Consider the following 23,725-nt stretch of genomic DNA (forward strand, 5'->3'; position numbering starts at 1 on the left):
GGACATCCTCGGGCGGTCACGACTGGCGCATGCGCCGCAGTCATCTGGTACAGCATGGCGTGCCGCAGCAGACGCCCGCAAGCGCTGAATGGATTCGGAGTTCAGCAAGGTCGTGATGGTGTCACGATCGCTGCAGCGGCTGCGGCCAATTGCTCGGGCAGTGGACCTGCGGCGCGCACCACATGCGTGAAGCCGGCGGCATGTGCGGATGCGCGCATGCGCTCGCTGGAGGCCACTACCTGATGGAGTCGCCAGGCATCGACCAACGCTGCGGGCAATTGCTCCAACACCAGCGATAGTGCTTCGGCGCTGCTCAATGCCAGCACGCTGCGCGGCGGTGCACTGGCCAGGGCCTGCACGGCCGATGCGCGCAATCGCAGCGCGACGCGTTGATAGACATCGGCGCGCAAGACATGGGCGCCACGCTGCTCCAATGCCGGTGCCAGCATGCCGCGCCCGCCTGGCGCAGTGATCAGTGCGACTGTCTGCAATGGCGGCTCGAACAGTGGCAGTGCCAGCAGTCCTTCGCTATCCATGCGCGCAGGGCGCACCACTGCATCGATCCCACAGGCCTGCAATGCGCGTGCGGTGCCCTCTCCCACACTCACCCATTGCGCCTGCGCTGGCCGCTGCAGCGGTGAAAGACGCTGCGCGGCGTGCACCGCTGCCGGGCTGGTGAATACCGCGATCGGTGCCTGCAGCGCTTGCTCCAGTGCAGCCCGTGCCTGTGCAGTGTCGTTGGTCTGCAGCCGCCACGGCGACAGCGCGAGCAGCCGTCCGCCATGCCGGGCGGCGGCCCGCCGCAGTGGCGCGTGCTCACCGCTGGGCCGCAGCGAGATCAGGGTCCAGGCGTCGGTCGAGGAGGTGGGCCGGGTCATCTCACGATTATGCGAGAACGTGACGGCGTCAGGGCGAGATGCCACCGCGCCGATGTCGCCGGTGGCGATCTCATCGGACCGGAATGCCGTCACTCGCAGCAGCGTTTGCAGGCGAAATTGCCGGCGTTCATGAATGAGACGGGTGTCTCATTTCGTAACCTCTTGTAAATCTCGTGGATCCGGCCACGATCCGCCTCGACAGCCACGCCGGAGTAGTACCGTGATCAAGTCCTACCTCATCAACATGCAGCGCAGTAGCGACCGTTTGCAGGCCATGTCGGCGCGGTTCCAAGCGCTGGGCATGCCGTTCGAGCGCATTCCCGCCTTCGACGGCGCCACGCTGACGCCCGAGCAGATCGCCGATTTCGTGCGCGAACGCCCGCTGGAAGGTTCCGGGGATGGCTTCAGCACCGGCCCGCGCAAGTGGACCGCTTCCAACATCGGCTGCTTTCTGAGCCATCAGGCCGCGTGGCGCATCGCGGCGGACTCTGATGACGCCTACACCGCCATCTTCGAAGACGACATGCATCTGTCCGACGCGCTGCCGGCGCTGTTGCGCAGCACCGAGTGGCTACCGGCGGGCAACAGCATCGTGCGGCTGGAACCGTCCTACAACCGCATCAAGCTCGATAGCAAGGTCGCCGACATCGGCGGGCGTCAGCTGCGCCTGGTGCGTCCATCCACCTATCAGCACTGCTGGCCGGTGTGCGCCGGCGCGCTGATCATCAGCCGCGATGCGGCACGCTTGTTGCTGGCCGCCGAAGCGCGCTGGCACACCATGGCCGATATTTTTCTGTTCGGCTGGAACGAATCGCCGGTCGCACAGCAGTTGTCCACCTATCAGCTCTCGCCGGCGGCCTGCATCCAGGACAAGTTCTTCCACAACGCCCCGGAGCAGATCGTGTTCACCAGCACCATTGATGCGCCGCTGACGCAGGCGCAGAAGCAGCGCAGTGCGCATTGGAAGGCGAAAGCGACCGCGTTGTTGCGTGTGGCGCAGGGCTATCGCAAGGTGGTGTTCGCGCCCTGAGCGGCGCGATAGCGAAGGCCTCCAACGAGACAGCGCTGAACGTGTTTTACCATGCGGTACCGCATGTATTTCAGTGCACAAGACGCTCGCAGAACATTGCGGCATGATGCCGCCCTTCGCCGTCTTTCAGCCTTCGCCGATGACTCCTTCGTGCACGCTCGCATCCGCCCTGCAGTCGCTGCAGCAGCAATTCATTGCCATGCCGCCGGTGCTGTCGATGGGCATTGCCGTCGATGGCTTGCATGACGGCGCGCTGCGCTTGCGTGCGCCGCTGCAGGCCAACGTCAACGACAAGGCCAACGCGTTCGGCGGCAGCCTGGCCTCGCTGATGACGCTGGCCAGTTGGGGCTGGCTGACCCTGCAACTGCAATTGGCCGGACACAGCGCCGATGTGTACGTGGCCGACAGCCAGCTGCGCTACGTCGCACCGGTGTACGAAGACCTGGTCGCCAATGCCGAGCCATCCGAGATGGGCAGTTGGGATGCGTTTTTGGCCACCTTCCGCCAACGCGGCAAGGCGCGCATCGGCATGCGTGCGCAGATCGCACTGGGATCGGGCGCGGCAGCGGCGACGCTGAGCGGGCGCTTCGTGGCGTTTCCAAAACGGTAGGATGCGGGCTGGATTCGGGGAATACGCATGCGTGCAGTGATGGGGGCAATGCTGTTGCTCGGGCTGGCGATGGTGAGCGGTGTGGTGTGTGCCGGCAGCCGTGCCCAGGCGCGCGCGCTGGAGACCACCCAGGCCGCCTACACGGCCGCGGTGCGCTGGAGCGACTTCGACACCGCGCAGAGCTTTGTCGAACCCACGTATGCCTTGGCGCATCCACTCAGCGATCTGGAGCGCTCGCGCTACGAACAGGTGCAAATCTCCGGCTACCGCGAGGTGCGGGTGGGCGAAGACGTCAATGGCGACCTGCGCCGCGAGGTGGAATTGCGGGTGATCAACCGCAACACCCAGGCCGAGCGGCTGGTGCGCAGCATCGAGCTGTGGCGCTGGGACGCCGAGCGCAAACGCTGGTGGCTGGCCAGCGGCCTGCCCGATCTGTGGCAGGGCCAGTAGCCCGCACTGCTGCGCCCTGGCCGTCGCGTGCGCCAGCTGTGCGACAATTCCCGCCCGCTTGAACGACCCTGACCCCGTGAATTTCGAAGAGCTGCAGGCCTTTGTCGGCCGCAACCCCATGTTGTCGCTGGCCCTGGTGGGCTTGACCATCGCCCTGATCGTCACCGAGGTCGCGCGCCTGTTCCGTGGGTATCGCGCACTCACGCCGGCCGAGCTGACCCGTTTGATCAACAGCGAGAACGCGCTGGTGATCGACCTGTCGCCCACCGCCGATTTCGAAAAAGGCCATATCGCCGGCAGCCGCAATGTGGCGCTGGCCAAGTTCGACCCGGCCGGCAAATTGCTTGCCAACGCCAAGGCCTCCCCCGTGGTGGTGGTCTGCCGTAACGGCAACGCCTCGGCAGGCGCGGCCAAGACGCTCAAGAAGGCCGGCTTCGAGAAGGTGTACTGGCTCGATGGCGGTGTGGCTGCCTGGCAGATCGCCGAGCTGCCGCTGGTCAAGGGTCGCGCCTGATCTCACCTTGTACGGCGCCAGGCAAGTCCCCATTGCTTGCGTGAGAGACTCGCGCTTTCACGTCTGCATCATTCAACGCTGCATCCACCGAACCGTTTTTTGGAGTTAGGAATGTCCGACGAAATCATCAACGGCGCCGTTGCGCCGGCCGACGCCGCTGCTGGCCCCGCTTTCACCATCGAGAAGATTTACGTCAAGGACGTTTCTTTCGAATCGCCGAACGCACCGGCCGTCTTCAACGATGCCAACCAGCCCGAGCTGCAGCTGAACCTCAATCAGAAGGTGCAGCGCCTCAACGACAACGCCTTCGAAGTCGTGCTGGCCGTGACCCTGACCTGCACCGCCGGTGGCAAGACCGCCTACGTGGCCGAAGTGCAGCAGGCCGGCGTGTTCGGCCTGGTAGGCCTGGAGCCGCAGGCGATCGACGTGCTGCTCGGCACCCAGTGCCCGAACATCCTGTTCCCGTATGTGCGCACCCTGGTCAGCGACCTGATCCAGGCCGGCGGCTTCCCGCCGTTCTACCTGCAGCCGATCAACTTCGAAGCCCTGTACGCAGAAACCCTGCGCCAGCGCTCGCAGGGCGAAGGCACCTCGCTGGCCGATTCCGAGCCGGCTGGCAACGCCTAAGCGTTGCGTGCGCCGATGAGCGATTCGAAGCACAAGATCGCCGTCCTCGGCGCCGGTTCCTGGGGCACGGCCCTAGCCGCGCTGCTTGCCAGACACGGTCACCCGACCGTGCTCTGGGGGCGCGATACGGCGATGGCGGATGCCATCGACCGCAATCACGAAAACGTGCGGTATCTGCCGGGTATTCCATTGCCCGAGAGCTTGCGCGCGACCACCGACCTGCAGCTGGCCGTTGCCGATGCAAGCTGGATCCTGGTCGTGGTGCCCTCGCATGCGTTTACCGAAACGATCCAATTGATTGCACCGTTGCGTCCGGCCGGTGCCGGCGTTGCGTGGGCGACCAAGGGATTCGAACCCGGTTCCGGGCGGTTCCTGCACGAAGTGGCGCGCGCCATCCTCGGCCCCAGCGTGCCACTGGCCGTGGTGACCGGGCCGTCCTTCGCCAAGGAAGTCACGCTTGGGCTGCCGACCGCCATCACCGTGCACGGCGACGATGCGGCGTTCGCGCAAGTGGTGGCCGACGCCATGCATGGCCCCACCTTCCGCGCCTATACCGGCGATGACATGGTGGGCGCCGAACTCGGTGGCGCGATGAAGAACGTGCTGGCCGTGGCCACCGGCGTGGCCGATGGCATGCAGCTGGGCCTCAATGCACGCGCCGGTCTGATCACGCGTGGCTTGAACGAGATGCTGCGCTTGGCGGCGGTGATCGGTGCGCGTCCGGAGACCTTGATGGGCCTGGCCGGATTGGGCGATCTGGTGCTGACCTGCACCGGCGATCTGTCGCGCAACCGGCGGCTGGGATTGGCGTTGGGGCGCGGGCAGAGCTTGAACGATGCGATCCGCGAGATCGGTCAGGTGGTCGAGTCGGTGCAAACCGCCGACGAGGTCATGCGCCAGGCCGAGCATCACGGCATCGAACTGCCGATCTCCAACGCCGTACGTGCCGTACTGCATGGCGAGATCACACCGGAAGCGGCATTGAAGGAACTGTTGGCGCGCGAGCGCAAGCCCGAGTATCCGCAGGCGTTGTTTACCTGATTGGTCGGTAACGCTCGCGTATCGCGTGGTGGAGTGAAGACACTAAAAAGCCCGGCAATGCCGGGCTTTTTAGTGTTTGCGCACTTGTCGTTGCGTGTATCGAGGCCAAAGCTTGTCGCGTCGCAGCCACGTAAACGTGCTGCGCGTTACGTTCTAGCGCAACAGCCCGTACACACGGCATCTAGCGATCGAGTGCGCTGCATTGCAATCATCCAATCGCACAAAAGAAAGAAGCCCGGTCGTGGGACCGGGCTTCCAATGCAACGCGGGAGAGAGAGTCGCGTTGCGTTAAACGTGCGGCTTACCAGCTGAAACGCGGGCCGACCGACCATTCCTTGTTGCCGTCGCCATCCATACGGATGTCGCCGTTGATGCCCCAGTTCTGGTTCAACTTCACCTGGGCGCCAAGGCGGCCGTAGAAGGTGTCGTCCAGATCGACGCCACGCTTCTTGGAGAAATCTTCGTAGCCAGCCAGAGCGTAGACTTCGAAATGCTCGCCGAACGAGTTACGCAGGCCAGCTTCGACGCTGAAACCATCGAAGTTGATGTTCGGGGTGTCCAGGTCCAGCTTGCGGTAGGCAACGCGCGCCAGCAGGTCGGTGCTGGTGGCCACTTCGTAGTTGTAGCCCACGCCCACGCCCCATTGCTGGAAGTCGGTGTTGGAGCTTTCGAACACGTTGTTGTTGTCGTCAGCGTTCTGCTTGCTGTAATCGCCGAACACGTGGATGTTCGGGGTGATGGCGTAGGAGCCCTTCACGCCCCAACCATCGGCGTCGCGACCTTCGGTCGGAGTGCGCACATAGTCGCCTTCGACGAAGTTGTAGGAGAGGTTTTCAGCAGCGGAGGCCGCAAACGGCAGAGCTGCGAGAAGGCCGAGGGCCAGCAAAGAAGTCTTCATGATCGAGATACCTGTACTTATTGATTTGGGCCGGCGCTGAGGCGGATGCCGTTCGCTGCCGAGATGTAAATTCTCCGTTATTCGATGGAACGCGACATGAATTTTTAACTGACTGGTGCATGAATCATCGCGCCTGGTTCAGTTCCGGTTTTTGTCATCAAGCTGCAATGCGTGTAGCGCACACGCAAAGCGTGATGGGGTGAGAGTTACCTCGCGCCAATGTGAGATGCGCGTGTAGAAGCACCTGTTTTGCAGCGATTTTTGCCATCTGCATTGAGGCGAGGACATTGTACTGACGCTGCGGCTGGGACCATGCAGGCTTGTTGAACATCTCTGGAGCTGCATCGTGGCGAAGAAAAAGACGTTGGCGCGGTTTTTGGCCGAGACGCTGCAGAGCGCGGGTGTGGAGCGGATCTGGGGTGTGACCGGCGACAGCCTCAACGGCTTGACCGATGCCTTGCGTGAGATGCAGACGATCGAGTGGATGCATGTGCGCCACGAAGAAGTCGCCGCATTCGCCGCTGGCGCCGAGGCGGCGGTGACCGGCCAGCTGGCCGTGTGTGCGGGCAGCTGCGGGCCGGGCAATCTGCACTTGATCAACGGGCTGTTCGATTGCCATCGCAGCCGTCAGCCGGTGCTGGCGATCGCCGCGCATATTCCCTCGTCCGAGATCGGGCTGAGTTATTTTCAGGAGACCCATCCGCAGGAGTTGTTCCGCGAGTGCAGTCACTTCGTGGAGTTGGTGACCAACCCGGCGCAGCTGCCGGAAGTGCTGCATCGGGCGATGCGCACCGCCATCCTGCAGCAAGGTGTGGCGGTGGTGGTGATCCCCGGCGATATCGCGTTGCTGGAAATGGACAAGCATGTGTCGAGCGCCTGGCCGCAACTGCGCCAGCCGCGCGTGTTGCCAGCCGCCGAAGACGTGGCGCAGTTGGCCGAGTTGTTGCAGCAAAGCGAGGCGATCACGCTGTTGTGCGGCAGCGGTTGCGCAGGTGCGCACGATGCTGTGGTGGCATTGGCCGACACCCTGGGCGCGCCGATCGTGCACGCGTTGCGCGGGAAAGAATATGTGGAGTGGGAGAACCCGTTCGATGTCGGCATGACCGGTTTGATCGGTTTTAGTTCCGGCTACCACGCGATGCTCAACTGCGACACCTTGATCATGCTGGGTACGGATTTCCCGTATCGGCAGTTCTACCCGAAGGACGCGACCATCGTGCAGGTGGATCGCGACCCGGGCGCACTGGGACGGCGCACGCCCTTGCAGCTGGGTATCGCAGCGGATGTGGGCGAAACCATTGCCGCCCTGCTGCCGCAATTGCAGCGACGCGAGAAGCGCGACTTCCTGGAGAAATCGCTTGCGCATTACCGCAAGGCGCGCGAGGGGCTGGACGATCTGGCAGTGCCGGCAGACCCGGGCGAGCCGCTGCATCCGCAATTCGTGGCGCGGATGATCAGCCAGATTGCCGACCAGGATGCAGTGTTTACCTGCGATGTCGGCACGCCAACAGTGTGGGCCGCGCGCTATCTGCGCATGAACGGACAACGCCGGTTGCTTGGTTCTTTCAATCACGGTTCGATGGCCAATGCGATGCCGCAGGCGCTGGGTGCGCAAGCGGCGTTTCCGGGTCGTCAGGTGATTTCGCTGTCTGGCGATGGCGGCTTTGCGATGTTGATGGGCGACTTCATCTCGCTGGCGCAGCTGCGTCTGCCGGTGAAGATCGTGGTGTTCAACAATGCCTCGCTGGGATTTGTGGCGATGGAGATGAAGGCCGCCGGTTACCTGGACACCGGTACCGAGTTGCGTAATCCGGACTTTGCGGCGATGAGCAATGCGATGGGCATTCTGGGTATTCGCGTCGATGAGTCCTCGCAACTGGAGCGCGCATTGCGGCAGGCTTTTGCACATTCCGGCCCGGCGTTGGTGGATGTGCGCATCGCCACGCAGGAACTGGCAGTGCCGCCGGCGATCAAGCTGGAACAGGCCAAGGGGATGGGCCTGTATCTGCTCAAGGCGGTGATGAGCGGGCGCGGCGATGAGGTGATCGATCTGGTCAAGACCAATATGCGTTAACGCCATCGCCGCGTTCGCCACTGCACGTCTTCATCGGATCCTTTCGCATGCCTCGTTCGTTGTTGCGCCAATTGCTGTTGATCTGGGTGGTGATCCTGGCCGCCTGCGTGGGCGTGGCCACGCTGTTGTATGGCCTGTACCGACAGACAGAGGGCGTGCGACTGGATGAGGCGCGCCAGCAATTGACCGCGCAGTGCACGCGCATCGTGCAGCGCTACGCCGGTGCAAGCGAGGCCGCGCGCAGTGGCGACAACGGGGCCGGGCTGGCGGCGGTGGTGGTGCAGTTGGTGCTGGCCGATGCGCCCGGCGTGGAAGGTGGGGTGTGGAATCTCGACAAGGGATTCATTGCGTACGCCTATCCCACTTACGACGGCAGCGATCACAAGACCGATATCCCCGCCGCCGAGTGGACCACGATCGTCAGTACCGCGCGGCAGAGCGCAGTGGGCAACAAGGCGGTGGAATTTCGTCGCGATGGCAGCCGCGAAGTGGTGTTGATCAGCGCCTGCCCGCTGGCCTCGGGCACCGCCGCATGGACCATGTCGCGAGTGCCGGCGAGCACCTCCGATGCCTGGCGTCCGTTGGTGATCGGCATGCTGCTGATCTTCGCCATGGTGGCGGTGTCGGCGATTGCGTTAGGTGTGGTGGTACGGCGTTGGAGTCAGCGCCTGCAGCGGATCCAGCAGGCGCTCGCCGCCGATACCGAGCTCCCGCAGATTCCGGTCACCGGCGCACCCGAGCTGGATCGGTTGGGCGCTGCGGTGAGCGACTATGCACAGCGTAATGCGCAAGCGCTGGCGCAGACACGACGGTTGGCCGACGAGCTATCCCGGCACGAACGTCTGGCCGCGCTGGGCCGCCTGACAGCGACGGTGGCGCATGAGATTCGCAACCCCATCGCCACCATGCGTCTGGCGGTGGAAAACGACATCGCCAGGCGGCAGAGCACGCCGGACGATGCAGCACATGGCGCGTTGATGCTGGGGCAGATCCGTCGCCTGGATGGGGTGGTCGAAAGCCTGCTCGGCATGGTGCAGCCGATCCGCCTGCAGTTGGAAACGGTGGTGGTGCAGGACTGGTTGGCGACCTTGCTCGATCCGGCCTTGCTACCGCCAGGCACGCCTGCGCCACAGCTGCGCGTGCCTGCTATGCCGTTGCAATGGACGCTCGACACGCAGCAGCTCGGGCGCGCCGTGCACAATCTGCTGCGCAACGCGTTGCAGCATGCCGACGCAGGCAGCACGGTGACGTTGGAGGCAAGCGCCAGCGATGATTTGTTGCAGCTACAGGTCTGCAATCGTGGCGCGGCTATCGCCGAGACCATTGCAGCGCAGTTGTTCGAGCCGTTCGTCAGCGGTCGCAGCGATGGCAATGGCCTCGGCCTTGCCCTGGTGCGCGAGATCGCGCGCGCGCATGGCGGACAGGTGCGTTACGTACATGCCGATGGCATGACCCATTTCATTGTGGAGCTGCCATGGCGCGCATCCTGATCATCGATGACGACGCGGCGTTTCTTGCCATCTTGCAGGCCACGCTGCGCTCGCTCGGCCATACGGTGATCGCGGTCGATAACGGCGCCGATGGATTGGCGCGCTTGAACGAGGGCGGTATCGCGTTGGCGTTCGTGGACTTCCGCATGCCCGGGATGGATGGCATTGCGGTGTTGCGCGCACGTGCGGACGATGCCCGTGCGCGTCAGGTGCCGTTGGTGATGCTCACCGCGTACGCGTCCAGCGGCAACACCATCGAAGCGATGACGCTGGGTGCGTTCGATCACCTGGTCAAACCGGTGGGGCGCGCGGATATCGTCGAGGTGGTGGAGCGTGCATTGGCAAGTCGCGCTGACACCGACGCCGATGCCGCGGTGACCGAGCTGTCTGAAGACGACGATGCCCTGGTCGGCCACAGCCCGGCGATGCGTAACGTGCACAAACGCATCGGGCTGGCGGCAGCCTCCGATTTGCCGGTGTTGATCACAGGCGAGACCGGCACCGGCAAGGAGCTGGCTGCGCGCGCCTTGCATCTTGCCAGCGCACGCGCGAATGCGGCGTTCGTGGCGGTCAATTGCGCGGCGATTCCGTTGGAGTTGATGGAGAGCGAGTTGTTCGGCCATCGCAAGGGCGCGTTTTCCGGAGCGACCGGCGACCGCATCGGCCTGATTCGCGAAGCCGATGGCGGCACGCTGTTTTTGGACGAGATCGGCGACATGCCGCTGCCGATGCAGGCCAAGTTGTTGCGCTTTCTGCAGGAAGGCGAAGTGACGCCCCTGGGTGGCCGCGGCGCGCAGAAGGTGGATGTGCGCGTGCTGGCGGCCACGCATCGCGATCTGGCCGCGTGGGTGGCGGCTGGGCAGTTTCGCAGCGACCTGCGTTATCGCCTGAATGTGGTGCCGATCGAGCTGCCGCCGCTGCGCGAACGCGGGCAGGACATCTTGCTGCTTGCGCAGTATTTTCTGCGCACCGGCGAAGGCGCAGCGCGTGCGTTGTCGCCGGACGCGCAAGCGCGGCTGCTGGTCTATCCGTGGCCCGGCAACGTGCGTGAGCTACGGAATGTCATGCAACGCAGTCAGCTGCTGGTGCGTGGCCACAGCATCACCGCCGAGGATCTGGACGAGGCGCTTGGTCACAGTGCCGAGCAACCCATGACGACGGCGCCGCTGGAAGGCACCTTGCCCGAGGCAGTAGCGCGTCTGGAAAAGCAGATGATCCACGACGCATTGGCGCACAGTGGCGGTAACCGCGCCGAAGCCGCGCGCCGGCTCGGCATTCATCGCCAGCTGCTGTATCGCAAGCTCGATGAGTATGGGTTGTAGTAAGCGCAGCGATAAAACCCGAATGCGATGTTTGCAGGCTGGCGTAGTCGGTGTTTTGGCTGCGATGCAGTACGCGCACAGCAACACGCGCACATGTGGGTGATTGCATGCCGCCTTTTCCACACGCAGTGCTTGGCCACTGATGTCCACAGCAGATCTTGCGCCAGGAGAGTGCTTGCTTTCGCACAGTCATGCATAACGAGGCTGAAAAGTGTCTGCAAAGCGGACAGTGGTGTATGAAACGCAGACGCTCATTCGTCCAACTGCATGTGCAAAACCCTTGAAAAACAACGCATTCGACGTTGGCACGATTGCTGCTTTGTCTTCAGGGCAAGCGGCGCTCCTGCCGCTCTGGAGACATCACATGATTCGTCAGACCGCACTCGCTTTCGCACTGGCCTGCAGCGTGGCGACCGCCGCCGCGCAGGTTCCTGCAGCGCCGGCCGCACCGGTTGCCCCGCGTCCGCCGGTTGGCACGCCACCACCGGCGCCGCCGATGCCGCCCGCGCCACCTGCACCGGTAGCCGCTACCCCGGTGAGTGTGACCGGCACCGTCGAGCGCTTCATGCTCAATCCCAATGGCGAGGTCGATGGCCTGTGGTTGCGCGATGGCACCCAGGTGGCGTTTGCGCCGCATCTGTCCGGCGAACTGCAGGCAGCCGTGCGCCGTGGCGATGCGGTCACCGTGCAGGGGTATCGCCTGGGCAGCCTGCCGGTGCTACGTGCCAGCAGCATCCGTTCCACGCGTGGTGGGCGCGAGGTGGTCGACCGCCCGCCGACGACCGCCGCCATGCCGCCCGCGCCTCCGGCGCCCGCCGCATTGACGCCGTTGCAGGCCGAGGGACGCATCGAGCGGTTGGTCTATGGCCCCGGTGGCGAGACCAATGGCGCATTGCTGAGCGATGGCACGCTGGTGCGGATGCCGCCGCATCTGGCGCTGCAGTTCGGCGATTTGTTGCGCACCGGTGCGCCATTGAGCGTGAGCGGATTCGGTGTCGCCACGAAGGCCGGCCGCGCCATCGAAGCCACGCAGTTGGGTCGCGATCGTGCCTCGCAGCGCGCCTTGTTCAGTCCTCCGCGCCCGGATGGTCCGGTGCCGCCCGCACCACCGACGCCGCCTGTCCCGCCGGCCGCACCGCCACCGCCGGCTCCGGCGCCGCGTTGATCCAAAGCGCCGTCGCACACGCGGCGGCGCTCACACCGTTCCTCTCTATGCGCCTTTCCTGCCACGTGTCATGCGTGGCGACGGGCGCGGCTTGCCGGCGTTGGCCGGTTCTACTTTCGTTGGAGTTCTTTCATGCATTGGGTCGATCCTGATTTCCTTCCCGAAACCCGCGGCACGCTGGCGCGCTTTCTGCTCAATCCCAAGGCCGATATCGATGGCCTGCTGCTGACCGACGGCACCGAAGTGCACACGCCGCCGCATCTGTCCGCGGCCTTGCTCAAGGCGCTCAAGCCCGGCAGCACGTTGACCGTGCGTGGTCTCAAGCCGCGCGATGTGGACATGCTGGTGGCACTGGCGATCGATCCGGAAGGCGGCAAGCGCATTCTCGATGAAGGCCCGCATGGGCCGCACGTCAAACCCAAGCCCAAACCGCCTGCCGGCAAGCCACCCAAGCCGCAACGTACCCAGCACAGCGGCACCATTGCGCGGTTGCTGCACGGCCCGCACGGGCAGGTGCACGGCGTGTTGCTGGATGACGGGGTCACGGTGCGGTTTCCACCGCATGCTGGCGCCGACTTTTCCAAGCAGCTGATCGTTGGCAAGGCGCTGGTGGCAGAAGGCGATACCCAGGTGACGCCGCACGGCGTGCTGATCCACGCGCATGCGTTGGGCACCAAGGCCGCGTCGCTGAAGCAGATCGAGCATCCGCATGGCCCGGGTGCACATAAACCAAAGCCCAAGCACTAGGTGCCCGCGATGCGGCTGCCGCGTTGGCGCGATGCGATCGCAATCGGGTCGGCCATGCACGCCAGCGTGCGCAGTCGCTTTCCATCGTGTAACGGAGAACACCGATGCGCATGAGCACACCGCGCCCACGTGGCAGCCGCGCACTGGAGGCGCTGCATTTCAGCGTGGCCGATGTGCAGGACGGGCTGGGGCCGTTTCTCAGCGTGTTTTTGCAATCCAAGGGCTGGTCGGTGGCGGCGATCGGCACGGTGATGAGCGTGGGCGGCATCGCCGGCATGTTGGCCACTACCCCGGCTGGTGCATTGGTCGATACCACCCGGCGAAAACGTGCCGTGGTGGTCGTCGGTTGCCTGGCGATTCTGTTGGCCACTGCACTGCACTGATCTGGCTGCGGCCGACGTCCTCCGGCGTGGTCGCCGCACAGATCGTCTCGGCGTTGGCGGCAGCCGGTATCGGCCCGGCGCTCACCGGCATCACCTTGGGGCTGGTGCATGCGCGTGGGTTCGATCATCAACTGGCGCGCAATCAGGTCGCCAACCATGCCGGCAACATGCTGGCCGCACCATTGGCCGGCTGGCTGGGATGGCGGTACGGGTTTGCGGCGATCTTTGTGCTCACCGCAGCTTTCGGCGTGCTGGCGATCGTGGCGGTGTGGCTGATTCCGTCGGCGGCCATCGACCATCGCGCCGCGCGCGGTCTGGGCAACACCGATGGCGCGGACGCTCTCAGCGGTTGGCGCGTCTTGCTGACCTGCCGACCGCTGGCGTTGCTGGCGATTACTTTGGGGCTGTTTCATCTGGGCAATGCGGCGATGTTGCCGTTGTACGGCATGGCGATCGTGGCCGCGCATGCGGGCGACCCAAGTGCGCTGACGGCCACCACCATCGTGGTTGCGCAGGCCACGATGGTGGTGGTGGCGTTGTTGGCGATGCGCTGGATCCGCGTGCACGGACATTGGTGGGTATTGCTGGTGGCGTTCATGGCTTTGCCATTGCGCGCGCTGGTCGCCGCATCGCTGATCCAGGGCTGGGGCGTGTTTCCGGTGCAGATGCTCGATGGACTCGGTGCCGGCCTGCAGGCCGTGGTGGTGCCGGCGCTGGTGGCGCGTCTGCTGCAGGGCACCGGGCGCGTCAATGTCGGTCAGGGTGCGGTGATGACGGTGCAAGGTGTGGGCGCGGCGCTGAGCCCGGCATTCGGTGGCTGGCTGGCGCACGCCTTCGGCTATCGCGTCGCGTTTCTGGCGTTGGGTGCGATCGCGTTGTTTGCGGTGGCGCTGTGGGCAGGCTGCCGCGGCATGTTGCGGTCAGCGATCGATGTGCAAGCGGTGCAGTGAAGCGGTGGCATGAGCGCGGCGCCCAGGCACAACATCGCAAGCAACAATCGAGTGGTGCGGATTGCGCGCAGAACCATCACCGGCGCGCGCGATACGCCGCTTTCCGGCAGCGATTAGCCGCCCGTCGGTTGTGCAGTCGTATCGACCATTGCGACTTACCGACCGCCGCTAAAGTCCCACTGCCGCCAGGCTTCGAACACCATGACCGCAACCGTGTTGGACAGATTGAGGCTGCGGTTGTCCGGTCGCATCGGCACACGCAGCCGGTGCTGTGGCGGGATGGATTCCAGTACATCGGCCGGCAGGCCGCGGGTTTCCGGGCCAAACAAAAAGGCATCGCCATCTGCGAACTGCGGTGTGTCGTAACGCACGCTGCTACGCGTACTCAGTGCAAACACGCGCTTGGGCGCAATTGCGGCCAGTGCAGTGGGCAGGTCGGCATGCACCTGCAGGGTTGCGTACTCGTGATAGTCCAGGCCGGCGCGTTTGAGCTGCTTGTCGCTGAGGTCGAAGCCGAGCGGCTCGATCAGGTGCAGGCGCGCGCCGGTGTTGGCGCACAAGCGAATCACATTGCCCGTGTTGGGCGGAATTTCTGGTTGAAACAGGATGACATCGAGGACGGGTGCTGACATGCGCGCAAGTGTAGCTGCGCGCGTGCTTAAAGGCTGAGGGTGGCGTTGACCAGCGCTTCCAGCTCGACCGGCGCCGGCTGCAGCTGCGGCACCGGCAGGTTGACGATGACCTGGCCCATCAGCGCGCCGATGGCGGCAGCGGCCTGGCCCGAAGCGGTGTGTGCGCTGGCGGCGGTGCTGCGAACCACCAGATCGGCGCGCTGTTCGGCCGAGGGGCGGACCTGGACGGTCGCCAGGGTGACGATGCGCGGGCCAGCCTGTTCGGTGGCGAGTGCAGCCAGTTGCTCGGCCGACGGACGCACCTGCACGGCGCTCAGGGTGCGGATGTCGCTGCTCCGCTCCAGTGTCTGCTGGGCGATCTGGTCGGCGGCCGGGCGAACCTGCACGGTGTCCAGCGTGGTCAGGCTGGCGGCCTGGGCAAAGCCGGCCAGGGCGGTGCCGGCGAGCAGGGCGGCGGAGAGGGCGATGCGCAGGGTCTGGGTCTTCATGGTGAGGTCTCTTGGTGTGGGTGATAAGTGGTGTGGTAGTAATGTAGAACACCATTTCGGTATGCGCAAGAACTTTCTTGGTGTTTTTTTATTTATTCAGCTGAAAGTCAGATTTAGGTGAATGGGTGATGTGGCTGGCTGCTTGCCGATGAACTACAGCAAGTGGCGTGCCAGCATCAGTACATTGATTTCAAAGGGATTTGTTGTTCGCGGCAATGTCCGCGTCCGGACACCCGGACGCTCGCAGCGCCTGCGGACAGCGCAGCGGAGAGGCTGTCAGGGCGATGGAGGTGATATTCGGCGCGCTGAATGACTCAATGGCGGGCACACGGCACGCGCTGATTGCCGGCAGGCAACTGCGGCACAATCCGGCTTTACCCACAGGTGTCTAAGACTTATGCGCGTGCTCATGCTGTCTGTTCTGGTTGCCGCTACCACCGCGGCCTGCACCTGGGTGCCGATCGAACAAAGCGGCAAGGGCGTGCAGGTCCTGCCCGCAGGCCCTGTGCCAGCTGGCTGTCAGCAGCAGGGCGAGGTCGTGGTGTCGGTCAAGAGCAAGGTCGGCTTCTATAACCGCAACCCGTTGCGGGTGCAGGAAGAGCTGGAGACGCTGGCACGCAACGAGGCCCCCGGCGCCAATGCCAACGCAGTCCAGGCGCAGGGCCAGCCGGCCGATGGCAGCCAGCGTTTCAACGCGTTCCGCTGCCCGCCGCGCTGAACCGTTGGGCTAGAGCGAGGCCGGTTCAATTGTAAAGATGCGGTAAAAGCGGCCAGCAGCTAGACTGACGCCCCCTCGCCTGACGCCATGGCGCTATTTCGATGCTCTTCCAGAATGTCTCCATCGCGGGACTGGCGCATATTGATGCGCCGCACACGCTGACTTCCAAGGAAATCAACGAGCGCCTGCAACCGACCTACGACCGCCTCGGGATCAAGACCGACGTGTTGGGCGACGTTGCCGGTATCCATGCACGGCGCCTGTGGGACCAGGATGTCCAGGCATCGGACGCCGCCACGCTGGCCGCACGCAAGGCCCTGATCGACGCCGGCATCGGCATCGAAAAGATCGGCCTGCTGGTCAACACCTCGGTGAGCCGCGACTACCTGGAGCCGTCCACGGCCTCCATCGTGTCCGGCAACCTGGGGGTCGGCGACCACTGCGTGACCTTCGACGTCGCCAACGCCTGCCTTGCCTTCATCAACGGCATGGACATCGCCGCCCGCATGCTGGAGCGCGGCGAGATCGACTACGCGCTGGTCGTGGATGGAGAGACCGCCAACCTGGTCTACGAAAAGACGCTGGAGCGCATGACCTCGCCGGACGTCACCGAGGAAGAGTTCCGCAACGAACTCGCCGCGCTGACGTTAGGCTGCGGCGCTGCGGCCATGGTGATGGCGCGCACCGAGCTGGTGCCCGACGCGCCGCGCTACAAGGGCGGCGTGACCCGCTCGGCCACCGAGTGGAACAAGCTGTGCCGGGGCAACCTGGACCGCATGGTCACCGACACCCGGCTGCTGCTGATCGAAGGCATCAAGCTGGCGCAGAAGACCTTCCTGGCCGCCAAGCAGGCGATGGGCTGGGCGGTGGATGAGCTGGACCAGTTCGTCATCCATCAGGTCAGCCGCCCGCATACCGCCTCGTTCGTGAAGTCGTTCGGCATCGACCCGGCCAAGGTCATGACCATCTTCGGCGAGCACGGCAATATCGGCCCGGCCTCGGTGCCGATCGTGCTCAGCAAGCTCAAGGAGCTGGGCCGCCTGAAGAAGGGCGACCGGATCGCGCTGATGGGCATTGGGTCGGGGCTGAATTGCTCGATGGCGGAAGTGGTTTGGTAAAGCCGCATGGCCACCTCAGAGATGGGATGGCCAGTCTTTCGGCGAGCGGTTGCCACGTTCTAGCCCGCGCCAGGCGCTGATTGCCCATCAGGCCTGTCTCGTCAAGCATGAGATTCGAGTTTTTTCGACATGACGCAGGCATCATGTCGATTCCGTCGACATGAGCGCATCGCATGGATCCCCGGCGTCCGTACAACGACCTGCCACCGCTGCCGCCTGCTGTGGAGCTTGAGACTCGGGGGTTGCTCAAGGCGTGTATTGAGGCACACAAGGCATTGGCATCGCTTCGCCAAGCCACCGGACATTTGCCAAATCCGGCGGTGTTGATCAATACCATTCCCATCCTGGAAGCACAGGCGAGTTCGGAGATCGAGAACATCGTCACCACCACGGATGACCTGTTTCGCTACGCCGAGCATCAAGACGCTGCCAATCCCGCAACGCGAGAAGCCTTGCGCTATCGCACCGCGTTGCAGGAGGGCTTTGTTTCGCTGCGTACGTGCCCGCTCTCCACCCGCACCGCAGAGATCGTGTGCACTCGCATCAAGAATGCAGACATGCAGGTCCGGCGTGTACCTGGCACTGCATTGGCTAATCAGCAGACCGGTGACGTGATCTATACGCCCCCGGTCGGCGAGGCGGTGTTACGCGAAAAGCTGGCCAATTGGGAGCGCTTCATCCATGACGCGCCCGAGATCGACCCACTGATTCGCATGGCAGTGGCGCACTATCAATTCGAGGCCATCCATCCGTTCACCGATGGCAATGGGCGCACTGGACGTGTGCTCAACCTATTGATGCTGGTCGAGCAGGATCTGCTGGACCAGCCTGTGCTGTACTTATCGCGTTACATCATCGAGCACAAGGCCGATTACTACCGTTTGCTGCTAGCTGTCACGCACGAAGGCGCATGGGCCGAATGGGTCGCTTACATGCTGGATGCGGTGGCCGATACCGCACGCTGGACCGGCGCCAAGATCGAAGCCATTCGGCACCTGCATGAGCATGCGTGTGAGTGGGTTCGTGCCGAGCGCCCGAAAACTTATAGCCGCGAACTGGTGGATGTGCTTTTCAGCCAGCCTTACTGTCGTATTCAAAACGTGGTGGATGCGGGCATCGCCAAGCGTGAAACTGCAGCGCGTTATCTTCGCGAACTGGTGGATATCGGCGTACTGCACGAGCAGCGCATGGGTAAAGAGAAATTGTTCCTGCATCCGGCGTATTTGCGCCTGTTGTCCGACAATACTCACGCAGCGCAACGTTATGCGTTGCCACAAAGAATTCAGCACTGATGCCGAGCGAGCAAGGCAGCAAACTTGCATTGACTGTCTGGCTGGAGCATGCCGACATGCGCGAAGCAGTTTCTGCACCTGTCCCAGACCACTACCTGCGTCTCTCGAACGCTCTTGAAACACATCGGATACGTTTGCCATGACCTACCCCGGCTATCCCTTCACTCCCAAGCGCCTTGAGGTGCGTCCCGGCATTGCGATGTCGTATCTGGACGAAGGTCCGCGCGATGGAGAAGTCGTCGTGATGCTGCACGGCAATCCGTCATGGAGTTATCTGTGGCGGAACCTGGTGAGTGGCCTGTCGGATCGTTATCGCTGCATCGTGCCCGACCATATCGGCATGGGGCTGTCCGACAAGCCGGACGATGCGCCCGACGCGCAGCCGCGTTACGACTACACGCTGCAGTCGCGCGTGGACGATCTGGACACGCTGCTGCGGCATCTGGGTATCAGCGGGCCGATCACGTTGGCGGTGCACGATTGGGGCGGCATGATCGGCTTTGGCTGGGCGTTGTCGCATCACGCGCAGGTCAAGCGGCTGGTGATCACCAACACCGCCGCATTCCCGTTGCCGCCGGAAAAACCGATGCCGTGGCAGATTGCGATGGGCCGGCATTGGCGGCCGGGCGAGTGGTTTATCCGCACGTTCAATGCGTTTTCCTCCTGCGCTTCGTGGTTTGGCGTATCGCGGCGGATGCCGGCCGCCGTGCGTCGCGCCTACGTGGCGCCGTACAACAACTGGCGCAACCGCATCTCCACCATCCGCTTCATGCAGGACATTCCGCTGTCGCCCGCCGACCAGGCGTGGTCGCTGCTGGAACGCTCGGCGCAGGCATTGCCCTCGTTTGCGGATCGCCCGGCTTTCATCGCGTGGGGGCTGCGCGATATCTGCTTCGACAAGCACTTTCTGGCGGGCTTCCGTCAGGCATTGCCGAATGCCGAAGTCACCGCGTTCGACGATGCCAATCACTACGTGCTGGAAGACAAGCACGAAGTGCTGGTGCCGGCGATCCGTGCGTTTTTGGAGCGCAATCCGCTGTAAGCGCCGCTGGTTACTCATGCAGGCGCAGCAGGCGCGGTGCAAGCTGCGCGCAAAAAGCGGATGGATAAGTGGAGAGAATCGGCCACCCAGTCGTTCTGTGGGTCGCTGCGAGTGGATGCCGCACTTAATCGCAACGATCAGCCGTTACTGCGGCGGCAGCGGATTGCGCTGTGCGTCGTCCACACCCAGCCAATCGGTTTCGGTGAGCGCATGCAGGCCGTGCGCCAATCGCGACTTGTCGCATTGCGCACTGCGCTCACCAAACTCCAGCGAGGCCGGCACCGCGGCGCAGGAGGAGGGGCGGCGGTCGTGGATGCTGCAGCGGCTGTAGCGACCGATGTCCGCATCGAGTGCGATGCAGCGCGGCTGCGATTGCGAGGTGCCGCGCATGACGCGCTCGTGCGTGCGCAATGACTCGGTCAGCTCGATCGGCACCCTGCCGCCCAATGCGGGGTCGGCTTCGCTCCAGTGGAAACTGACGCGGAAGTAGGCGCAGCAAGCGCCGCAGGTGAGGCATGGGTGTGCCATGGAATGCCGGGCCTTGCGCGGCGAAACAACGTGGAGAGCGCGGCATTCTGACCGAACCACGCCACGATACAAGTGGCACGGACGCGCGCCTGTTAGCGGTTCATCTGCGTAAGTTGGGCAAGCGGATGTACGCGATGGAGCGAGTCGCCCATTAAGCAGGGTGTGTAGCGCGAACCCTGCGCCACATCGTGAGGGCCGCATGGCGCGTCATCAGGGCAACTCGGGATAGGCGATGCCGGCGCGCTCCATCGGGCGTATGACGTTTTGAAATGACGCAAGCGGGGCGGCACCGTCGGCGCATGGGTGATAATGCGGCAATGACAACTCTTCTTTGCAATATCGCCGCCACCCTGCCGGAACTCGCGCGCGAGCGCCCCGAGCAGATCGCCATCCGCTGCCCGGGCCGTCGCGCCGCCAACGGATTTGCTGCCTACGATGTGACCTTGAGCTATGCCGAGCTGGACGCGCGCAGCGATGCGATCGCCGCCGGGCTGGCATTGCACGGCATCGGACGTGGCGCGCGCGCGGTGGTGATGGTGCGGCCGTCGCCGGAGTTCTTCCTGTTGATGTTTGCGTTGTTCAAGGCCGGTGCGGTGCCGGTACTGGTGGATCCGGGCATCGACAAGCGCGCGCTCAAGCAATGCCTGGACGAAGCGCAGCCGCAGGCATTTATCGGTATTCCGCTGGCGCAGTTGGCGCGTCGTCTGTTGCGTTGGGCGCGCTCTGCCAAGCAGATCGTCGCCGTCGGTGGCCGCTACGGCTGGGGCGGAGTGACGCTGGCGCGCGTGGAGCGCGATGGCGCCAGCGCCGGCAGTCAATTGGCCGACACTGCGCCGGACGATGTGGCGGCTATTCTTTTCACCAGCGGCTCCACCGGCGTGCCGAAGGGTGTGGTGTATCGACACCGGCATTTCGTCGGGCAGATCGAGTTGCTGCGTAATGCATTCGACATGCAGCCCGGTGGTGTAGATCTGCCGACGTTCCCGCCGTTTGCCTTGTTCGATCCGGCATTGGGGCTGACCTCGGTGATTCCGGATATGGATCCGACCCGCCCGGCCACCGCCGATCCGCGCAAATTGCACGATGCGATCAACCGCTTCGGTGTGACGCAGTTGTTCGGCTCGCCGGCATTGATGCGCGTGCTGGCGGACTATGGCCAGCCACTGCCCAACGTGCGCCTGGCCACCTCGGCCGGTGCGCCGGTGCCGCCGGATGTGGTGGCCAAGATCCGTGCGCTGCTGCCGGCAGAGGCGCAATTCTGGACGCCGTACGGTGCCACCGAATGTCTGCCGGTGGCAGCGATCGAAGGCCGCACCCTGGATGCCACCCGCGCAGCCACCGAGGCAGGCGCCGGCACCTGCGTGGGCCACGTGGTCGCGCCCAATGAAGTGCGCATCATCGCCATCGACGATGCGGCCATTCCCGAGTGGAGCGGCACGCGCGTGCTGGCGGTGGGCGAGGTCGGCGAGATCACCGTGGCCGGTCCCACCACCACCGATACCTACTTCAACCGCGACGCGGCCACGCGGATCGCCAAGATCCGTGAGCGCAGCAGTGATGGCAGCGAGCGCATCGTGCATCGCATGGGCGATGTGGGGTATTTCGATGCCGAAGGGCGCTTGTGGTTCTGCGGCCGCAAGACCCATCGCGTGGAAACCGCCACTGGCCCGCTCTACACCGAGCAGGTGGAGCCGGTGTTCAACGTGCATCCGCAGGTGCGGCGCACCGCGTTGGTCGGTGTGGGCGCAGCCGGACAACAGCAGCCGGTGCTGTGCGTGGAATTGCAGCCGGGTGTCTCGGCATCGGCGTTTGCGCAAGTGGAAACCGCATTGCGCGCGCTGGGTGCGGCGCACCCGCACACTGCAGGAATCGCGCGTTTTCTGCGCCATTCCGGGTTTCCGGTTGACATCCGCCACAACGCCAAGATCGGTCGCGAAAAGCTGGCGGTCTGGGCGGCGCAGCAGTCGCACTGAGCCCAACGATGCGCGCGCGTTATCGTCTGGATGACCTGCGCATCGATGTGGCGCGTCAGCGCGTGGAGCGCGGCGGTGTTGCGCTCGAGGTTGGCGGGCTGAGTTTTCGCCTGCTGCACTATTTGCTGCAGCAGGGGCAGCGGGTAGTCGATTTCGACGAGTTGATCCAGAACGTGTGGGCACCAGCGCTGGTCAACGAAGAAACCGTCACCCAGCGTGTGCGCCTGTTGCGGCAGGCCTTGGGCGACGACTCGCGGCAACCGCGTTACCTGCGCTCGGTACGCGGGCAGGGTTATCAACTCTGCGTGCCGGTACAGGTCGAACAAGCGCCGCCCGCAGACGCGCTGCGGCGACGTGGAGTCTGGATTGCTGCCTGCATTGTGGCGTTGGTCTGCATCGGCGCAGGCGTGATCTGGTGGCTGCAAACGCGTGATGCGCCACCAGCGCAAGCCGCATTGTTGCAGCGTGCCGATTACTACGCCGGCATCGGCCAGCGCGACGACAACGAACGCGCCATCGGCTTGTATCGCCAACGCCTGCAGGAAGCACCGGACGATCGACAGGCGCAACTCGGCCTCAGCCGCGCCTACAGTGCGCGCGTGTGCCAGTACGACGGCGATGCAGCGTTTGCGCTGCAGGCCTTGCGACTGGCCGATGCTGTTGTGGCCGTGCAACCGGGCCTTGCGGCGGCGGATGCCGCGCGTGGTTATGCGCTGGATTGCCAGGGCCGCAATGGCGATGCCTTGGCAGCCTACGAACAGGCACTGCAGCTGGATCCCAGTGCCGATGCGGTGCGCGGCTCGGCTGCGTATCTGTACGAGCGCCAGGGAAAATTGGTGCAGGCGCTGTCGGCCAACCTGGCGGTGCACGACCCGACGCGCGTGCGATTTTTGCCGATCCAGATCGCCAGCAATCTGAGTCTGCTCGGTTATGCGAGTGCAGCCGAGGCGCGCTACCGAAAGAATTTTCAGCTGTACCCGGACGATCCTTTCTCCAATCTGGCCTGGCCTACGTTCCTGTTCGAACATGGCCGCGCGGCCGAAGCGCAGATGGCGTTGAGCGAGGCGCAGAGCCGCGGTACCGAGTACGCAGGGCTGTCGTTGCTACAGGCCGAGCTTGCGTGGCTGCGTGGCGACAAGGCGCTTGCGCGCGCAGCGGCGCTGCGAGCGGTGCAGCTTCGACCGCAGGGCAGCTTCGCGCAGACCGTGGCGTGGACGCTGCAGGCGCAGCCGCTACCGGAAGCCGCAATGCTGCATGTGCGCGCGCAGGAATTGTTGGTCAGCGTGGAGCGTGGCGGCGATCCGTTCGATGCAGTCGATGCGACATTACTGCTGCTGTGTGCGGATGCGCCTGACGCGGCGATGCGCGCCCTGCAGCATGCCGAAGCCGCCGGCTACCGCAACGCCGGCTATCTGCGTCAGTCGCCGCTGCTGCAACCGCTGCGCACCGTGCCGGAATTTGCTGCGTTGCTGGCACGTATCGATACCGATCTTGCTGCCCAGCGCACGCAACTGCGTGCTCGTAATCTGTTGCCGGCAGATGCGACTTCCGAGCGTGGCTGACACGCCGTAATAGGTAAGGTGAGTGGGCTGCACGCGTGCATCGCAGTGCATGCCTATCGCATTCCGTATCGAACAACTGCGCGGCCGGGTTTGTGGTTTCCATCAGCACACGACCACGTTGGCAGGTGCGATGTCCTCACCGCTTGCGGGACCGTGTGGCGGCATGGATGCCGCCACCGAGCCCCAGGGATGG

22 protein-coding genes and 1 pseudogene are annotated in these 23,725 nt (G+C 64.3%); 18 read left to right on the forward strand and 5 right to left on the reverse strand.

The window, feature by feature from the left end; translation table 11 throughout:
* Window positions 1–101: 101 nt before the first annotated feature.
* Window positions 102–878 (reverse strand): uroporphyrinogen-III synthase, encoded by a 777-nt coding sequence (locus NDY25_RS11960; RefSeq protein ID WP_256627469.1) that lies wholly within the window; start codon window positions 876–878, stop codon window positions 102–104.
* Between the two features lie 220 nt (window positions 879–1,098).
* Here NDY25_RS11960 and NDY25_RS11965 point away from each other — a divergent pair, with 220 nt between their 5' ends.
* The 6 genes from NDY25_RS11965 to NDY25_RS11990 all read left to right on the forward strand — a co-directional run bounded on the left by NDY25_RS11965 (window position 1,099) and on the right by NDY25_RS11990 (window position 5,150).
* Window positions 1,099–1,908, forward strand: a complete 810-nt coding sequence (locus NDY25_RS11965) for a glycosyltransferase family 25 protein (RefSeq protein ID WP_023902120.1) — start codon at window positions 1,099–1,101, stop codon at window positions 1,906–1,908.
* Window positions 1,909–2,047: 139 nt separating this feature from the next.
* Window positions 2,048–2,518 carry a YiiD C-terminal domain-containing protein gene (locus NDY25_RS11970; RefSeq protein ID WP_043889635.1) on the forward strand — a complete coding sequence of 157 codons (471 nt, stop codon included), beginning with the start codon at window positions 2,048–2,050 and terminating at the stop codon, window positions 2,516–2,518.
* Window positions 2,519–2,545: 27 nt separating this feature from the next.
* The gene (locus NDY25_RS11975) at window positions 2,546–2,968 is read left to right on the forward strand and encodes a hypothetical protein (RefSeq protein ID WP_168958631.1); all 423 of its coding nucleotides are present in this window, start codon (window positions 2,546–2,548) and stop codon (window positions 2,966–2,968) included.
* 76 nt (window positions 2,969–3,044) lie between these two features.
* Window positions 3,045–3,482, forward strand: coding sequence for a rhodanese-like domain-containing protein (locus NDY25_RS11980; RefSeq protein ID WP_023902123.1), 438 nt, complete (start codon window positions 3,045–3,047; stop codon window positions 3,480–3,482).
* Between the two features lie 111 nt (window positions 3,483–3,593).
* Window positions 3,594–4,109, forward strand: coding sequence for a protein-export chaperone SecB (gene secB, locus NDY25_RS11985; RefSeq protein ID WP_006451124.1), 516 nt, complete (start codon window positions 3,594–3,596; stop codon window positions 4,107–4,109).
* Window positions 4,110–4,124: 15 nt separating this feature from the next.
* Window positions 4,125–5,150, forward strand: a complete 1,026-nt coding sequence (locus NDY25_RS11990; protein ID WP_168958630.1) for an NAD(P)H-dependent glycerol-3-phosphate dehydrogenase — start codon at window positions 4,125–4,127, stop codon at window positions 5,148–5,150.
* 301 nt (window positions 5,151–5,451) lie between these two features.
* Here the strand turns inward: NDY25_RS11990 and NDY25_RS11995 are convergent, their stop codons facing one another.
* Window positions 5,452–6,048 (reverse strand): OmpO family porin, encoded by a 597-nt coding sequence (locus NDY25_RS11995; protein ID WP_168958629.1) that lies wholly within the window; start codon window positions 6,046–6,048, stop codon window positions 5,452–5,454.
* A 364-nt stretch (window positions 6,049–6,412) separates the two neighbouring features.
* Here NDY25_RS11995 and poxB point away from each other — a divergent pair, with 364 nt between their 5' ends.
* From poxB to NDY25_RS12025, 6 genes and pseudogenes are all read left to right on the forward strand, one after another.
* Window positions 6,413–8,122, forward strand: a complete 1,710-nt coding sequence (gene poxB / locus NDY25_RS12000; RefSeq protein ID WP_180336557.1) for a ubiquinone-dependent pyruvate dehydrogenase — start codon at window positions 6,413–6,415, stop codon at window positions 8,120–8,122.
* A gap of 47 nt (window positions 8,123–8,169) precedes the next feature.
* Window positions 8,170–9,612: a sensor histidine kinase gene (locus NDY25_RS12005; RefSeq protein WP_168958627.1), complete on the forward strand. Its 1,443-nt coding sequence runs from the start codon at window positions 8,170–8,172 to the stop codon at window positions 9,610–9,612.
* On the forward strand, window positions 9,597–10,934 hold the full coding sequence (locus NDY25_RS12010) for a sigma-54-dependent transcriptional regulator (RefSeq protein ID WP_168958626.1): 1,338 nt from the start codon (window positions 9,597–9,599) through the stop codon (window positions 10,932–10,934). The genes NDY25_RS12005 and NDY25_RS12010 overlap by 16 nt, the downstream gene beginning before the upstream one ends.
* A 364-nt stretch (window positions 10,935–11,298) precedes the next feature.
* Complete coding sequence (locus NDY25_RS12015; protein WP_168958625.1) at window positions 11,299–12,099, forward strand: hypothetical protein; 801 nt, start codon at window positions 11,299–11,301, stop codon at window positions 12,097–12,099.
* A gap of 132 nt (window positions 12,100–12,231) precedes the next feature.
* Window positions 12,232–12,846 carry a hypothetical protein gene (locus NDY25_RS12020; protein WP_168958624.1) on the forward strand — a complete coding sequence of 205 codons (615 nt, stop codon included), beginning with the start codon at window positions 12,232–12,234 and terminating at the stop codon, window positions 12,844–12,846.
* A 104-nt stretch (window positions 12,847–12,950) separates the two neighbouring features.
* Window positions 12,951–14,179 (forward strand): annotated as a pseudogene (locus NDY25_RS12025) (MFS transporter).
* Between the two features lie 155 nt (window positions 14,180–14,334).
* On the opposite strand, the gene NDY25_RS12030 reads toward NDY25_RS12025, so the two are convergent.
* Together NDY25_RS12030 and NDY25_RS12035 are read right to left on the reverse strand one after the other, a co-directional pair.
* Window positions 14,335–14,811, reverse strand: coding sequence for a tRNA (cytidine(34)-2'-O)-methyltransferase (locus tag NDY25_RS12030; protein WP_168958623.1), 477 nt, complete (start codon window positions 14,809–14,811; stop codon window positions 14,335–14,337).
* A 26-nt stretch (window positions 14,812–14,837) separates the two neighbouring features.
* Window positions 14,838–15,299, reverse strand: a complete 462-nt coding sequence (locus NDY25_RS12035; protein WP_168958622.1) for an XAC0231 family protein — start codon at window positions 15,297–15,299, stop codon at window positions 14,838–14,840.
* A gap of 397 nt (window positions 15,300–15,696) precedes the next feature.
* On the opposite strand from NDY25_RS12035, the gene NDY25_RS12040 reads away from it, so the two are divergent.
* The 4 genes from NDY25_RS12040 (at window position 15,697) to NDY25_RS12055 (ending at window position 19,469) form a co-directional block, all read left to right on the forward strand.
* Window positions 15,697–16,017, forward strand: coding sequence for a DUF4156 domain-containing protein (locus tag NDY25_RS12040; protein WP_168958621.1), 321 nt, complete (start codon window positions 15,697–15,699; stop codon window positions 16,015–16,017).
* A gap of 101 nt (window positions 16,018–16,118) precedes the next feature.
* Window positions 16,119–17,135, forward strand: coding sequence for a 3-oxoacyl-ACP synthase III (locus NDY25_RS12045; protein WP_023902138.1), 1,017 nt, complete (start codon window positions 16,119–16,121; stop codon window positions 17,133–17,135).
* A 173-nt stretch (window positions 17,136–17,308) separates the two neighbouring features.
* Window positions 17,309–18,427 carry a protein adenylyltransferase Fic gene (gene fic, locus NDY25_RS12050; RefSeq protein ID WP_168958620.1) on the forward strand — a complete coding sequence of 373 codons (1,119 nt, stop codon included), beginning with the start codon at window positions 17,309–17,311 and terminating at the stop codon, window positions 18,425–18,427.
* 139 nt (window positions 18,428–18,566) lie between these two features.
* Entirely contained in the window at window positions 18,567–19,469 is a 903-nt protein-coding gene (locus NDY25_RS12055) for an alpha/beta fold hydrolase (RefSeq protein ID WP_168958619.1), read from the forward strand.
* 144 nt (window positions 19,470–19,613) lie between these two features.
* Here the strand turns inward: NDY25_RS12055 and NDY25_RS12060 are convergent, their stop codons facing one another.
* Entirely contained in the window at window positions 19,614–19,997 is a 384-nt protein-coding gene (locus tag NDY25_RS12060) for a YkgJ family cysteine cluster protein (protein ID WP_168958618.1), read from the reverse strand.
* A 317-nt stretch (window positions 19,998–20,314) separates the two neighbouring features.
* Here NDY25_RS12060 and oleC point away from each other — a divergent pair, with 317 nt between their 5' ends.
* Together oleC and NDY25_RS12070 are read left to right on the forward strand one after the other, a co-directional pair.
* Window positions 20,315–21,970 (forward strand): olefin beta-lactone synthetase, encoded by a 1,656-nt coding sequence (oleC, locus tag NDY25_RS12065; protein ID WP_168958617.1) that lies wholly within the window; start codon window positions 20,315–20,317, stop codon window positions 21,968–21,970.
* A gap of 8 nt (window positions 21,971–21,978) precedes the next feature.
* Window positions 21,979–23,532: a winged helix-turn-helix transcriptional regulator gene (locus tag NDY25_RS12070; protein ID WP_256627470.1), complete on the forward strand. Its 1,554-nt coding sequence runs from the start codon at window positions 21,979–21,981 to the stop codon at window positions 23,530–23,532.
* Window positions 23,533–23,725 lie beyond the last annotated feature (193 nt).

This window comes from Xanthomonas hortorum pv. pelargonii (genome assembly GCF_024499015.1).
Taxonomy (GTDB): domain Bacteria; phylum Pseudomonadota; class Gammaproteobacteria; order Xanthomonadales; family Xanthomonadaceae; genus Xanthomonas; species Xanthomonas hortorum_B.

Coding starts and splice junctions, on each gene's coding strand:
- NDY25_RS12005 (WP_168958627.1), top strand. CDS start 8,170: ATGCCTCGTTCGTTGTTGCGCCAATTGCTGTTGATCTGGGTGGTGATC.
- NDY25_RS12070 (WP_256627470.1), top strand. CDS start 21,979: ATGCGCGCGCGTTATCGTCTGGATGACCTGCGCATCGATGTGGCGCGT.
- fic (WP_168958620.1), top strand. CDS start 17,309: ATGGATCCCCGGCGTCCGTACAACGACCTGCCACCGCTGCCGCCTGCT.
- oleC (WP_168958617.1), top strand. CDS start 20,315: ATGACAACTCTTCTTTGCAATATCGCCGCCACCCTGCCGGAACTCGCG.
- NDY25_RS12055 (WP_168958619.1), top strand. CDS start 18,567: ATGACCTACCCCGGCTATCCCTTCACTCCCAAGCGCCTTGAGGTGCGT.
- NDY25_RS11995 (WP_168958629.1), bottom strand. CDS start 6,048: ATGAAGACTTCTTTGCTGGCCCTCGGCCTTCTCGCAGCTCTGCCGTTT.
- NDY25_RS12040 (WP_168958621.1), top strand. CDS start 15,697: ATGCGCGTGCTCATGCTGTCTGTTCTGGTTGCCGCTACCACCGCGGCC.
- NDY25_RS12010 (WP_168958626.1), top strand. CDS start 9,597: ATGGCGCGCATCCTGATCATCGATGACGACGCGGCGTTTCTTGCCATC.
- NDY25_RS12030 (WP_168958623.1), bottom strand. CDS start 14,811: ATGTCAGCACCCGTCCTCGATGTCATCCTGTTTCAACCAGAAATTCCG.
- NDY25_RS12015 (WP_168958625.1), top strand. CDS start 11,299: ATGATTCGTCAGACCGCACTCGCTTTCGCACTGGCCTGCAGCGTGGCG.
- NDY25_RS11970 (WP_043889635.1), top strand. CDS start 2,048: ATGACTCCTTCGTGCACGCTCGCATCCGCCCTGCAGTCGCTGCAGCAG.
- NDY25_RS11960 (WP_256627469.1), bottom strand. CDS start 878: ATGACCCGGCCCACCTCCTCGACCGACGCCTGGACCCTGATCTCGCTG.
- NDY25_RS11975 (WP_168958631.1), top strand. CDS start 2,546: ATGCGTGCAGTGATGGGGGCAATGCTGTTGCTCGGGCTGGCGATGGTG.
- NDY25_RS12060 (WP_168958618.1), bottom strand. CDS start 19,997: ATGGCACACCCATGCCTCACCTGCGGCGCTTGCTGCGCCTACTTCCGC.
- NDY25_RS11990 (WP_168958630.1), top strand. CDS start 4,125: ATGAGCGATTCGAAGCACAAGATCGCCGTCCTCGGCGCCGGTTCCTGG.
- NDY25_RS12035 (WP_168958622.1), bottom strand. CDS start 15,299: ATGAAGACCCAGACCCTGCGCATCGCCCTCTCCGCCGCCCTGCTCGCC.
- NDY25_RS12020 (WP_168958624.1), top strand. CDS start 12,232: ATGCATTGGGTCGATCCTGATTTCCTTCCCGAAACCCGCGGCACGCTG.
- NDY25_RS12045 (WP_023902138.1), top strand. CDS start 16,119: ATGCTCTTCCAGAATGTCTCCATCGCGGGACTGGCGCATATTGATGCG.
- secB (WP_006451124.1), top strand. CDS start 3,594: ATGTCCGACGAAATCATCAACGGCGCCGTTGCGCCGGCCGACGCCGCT.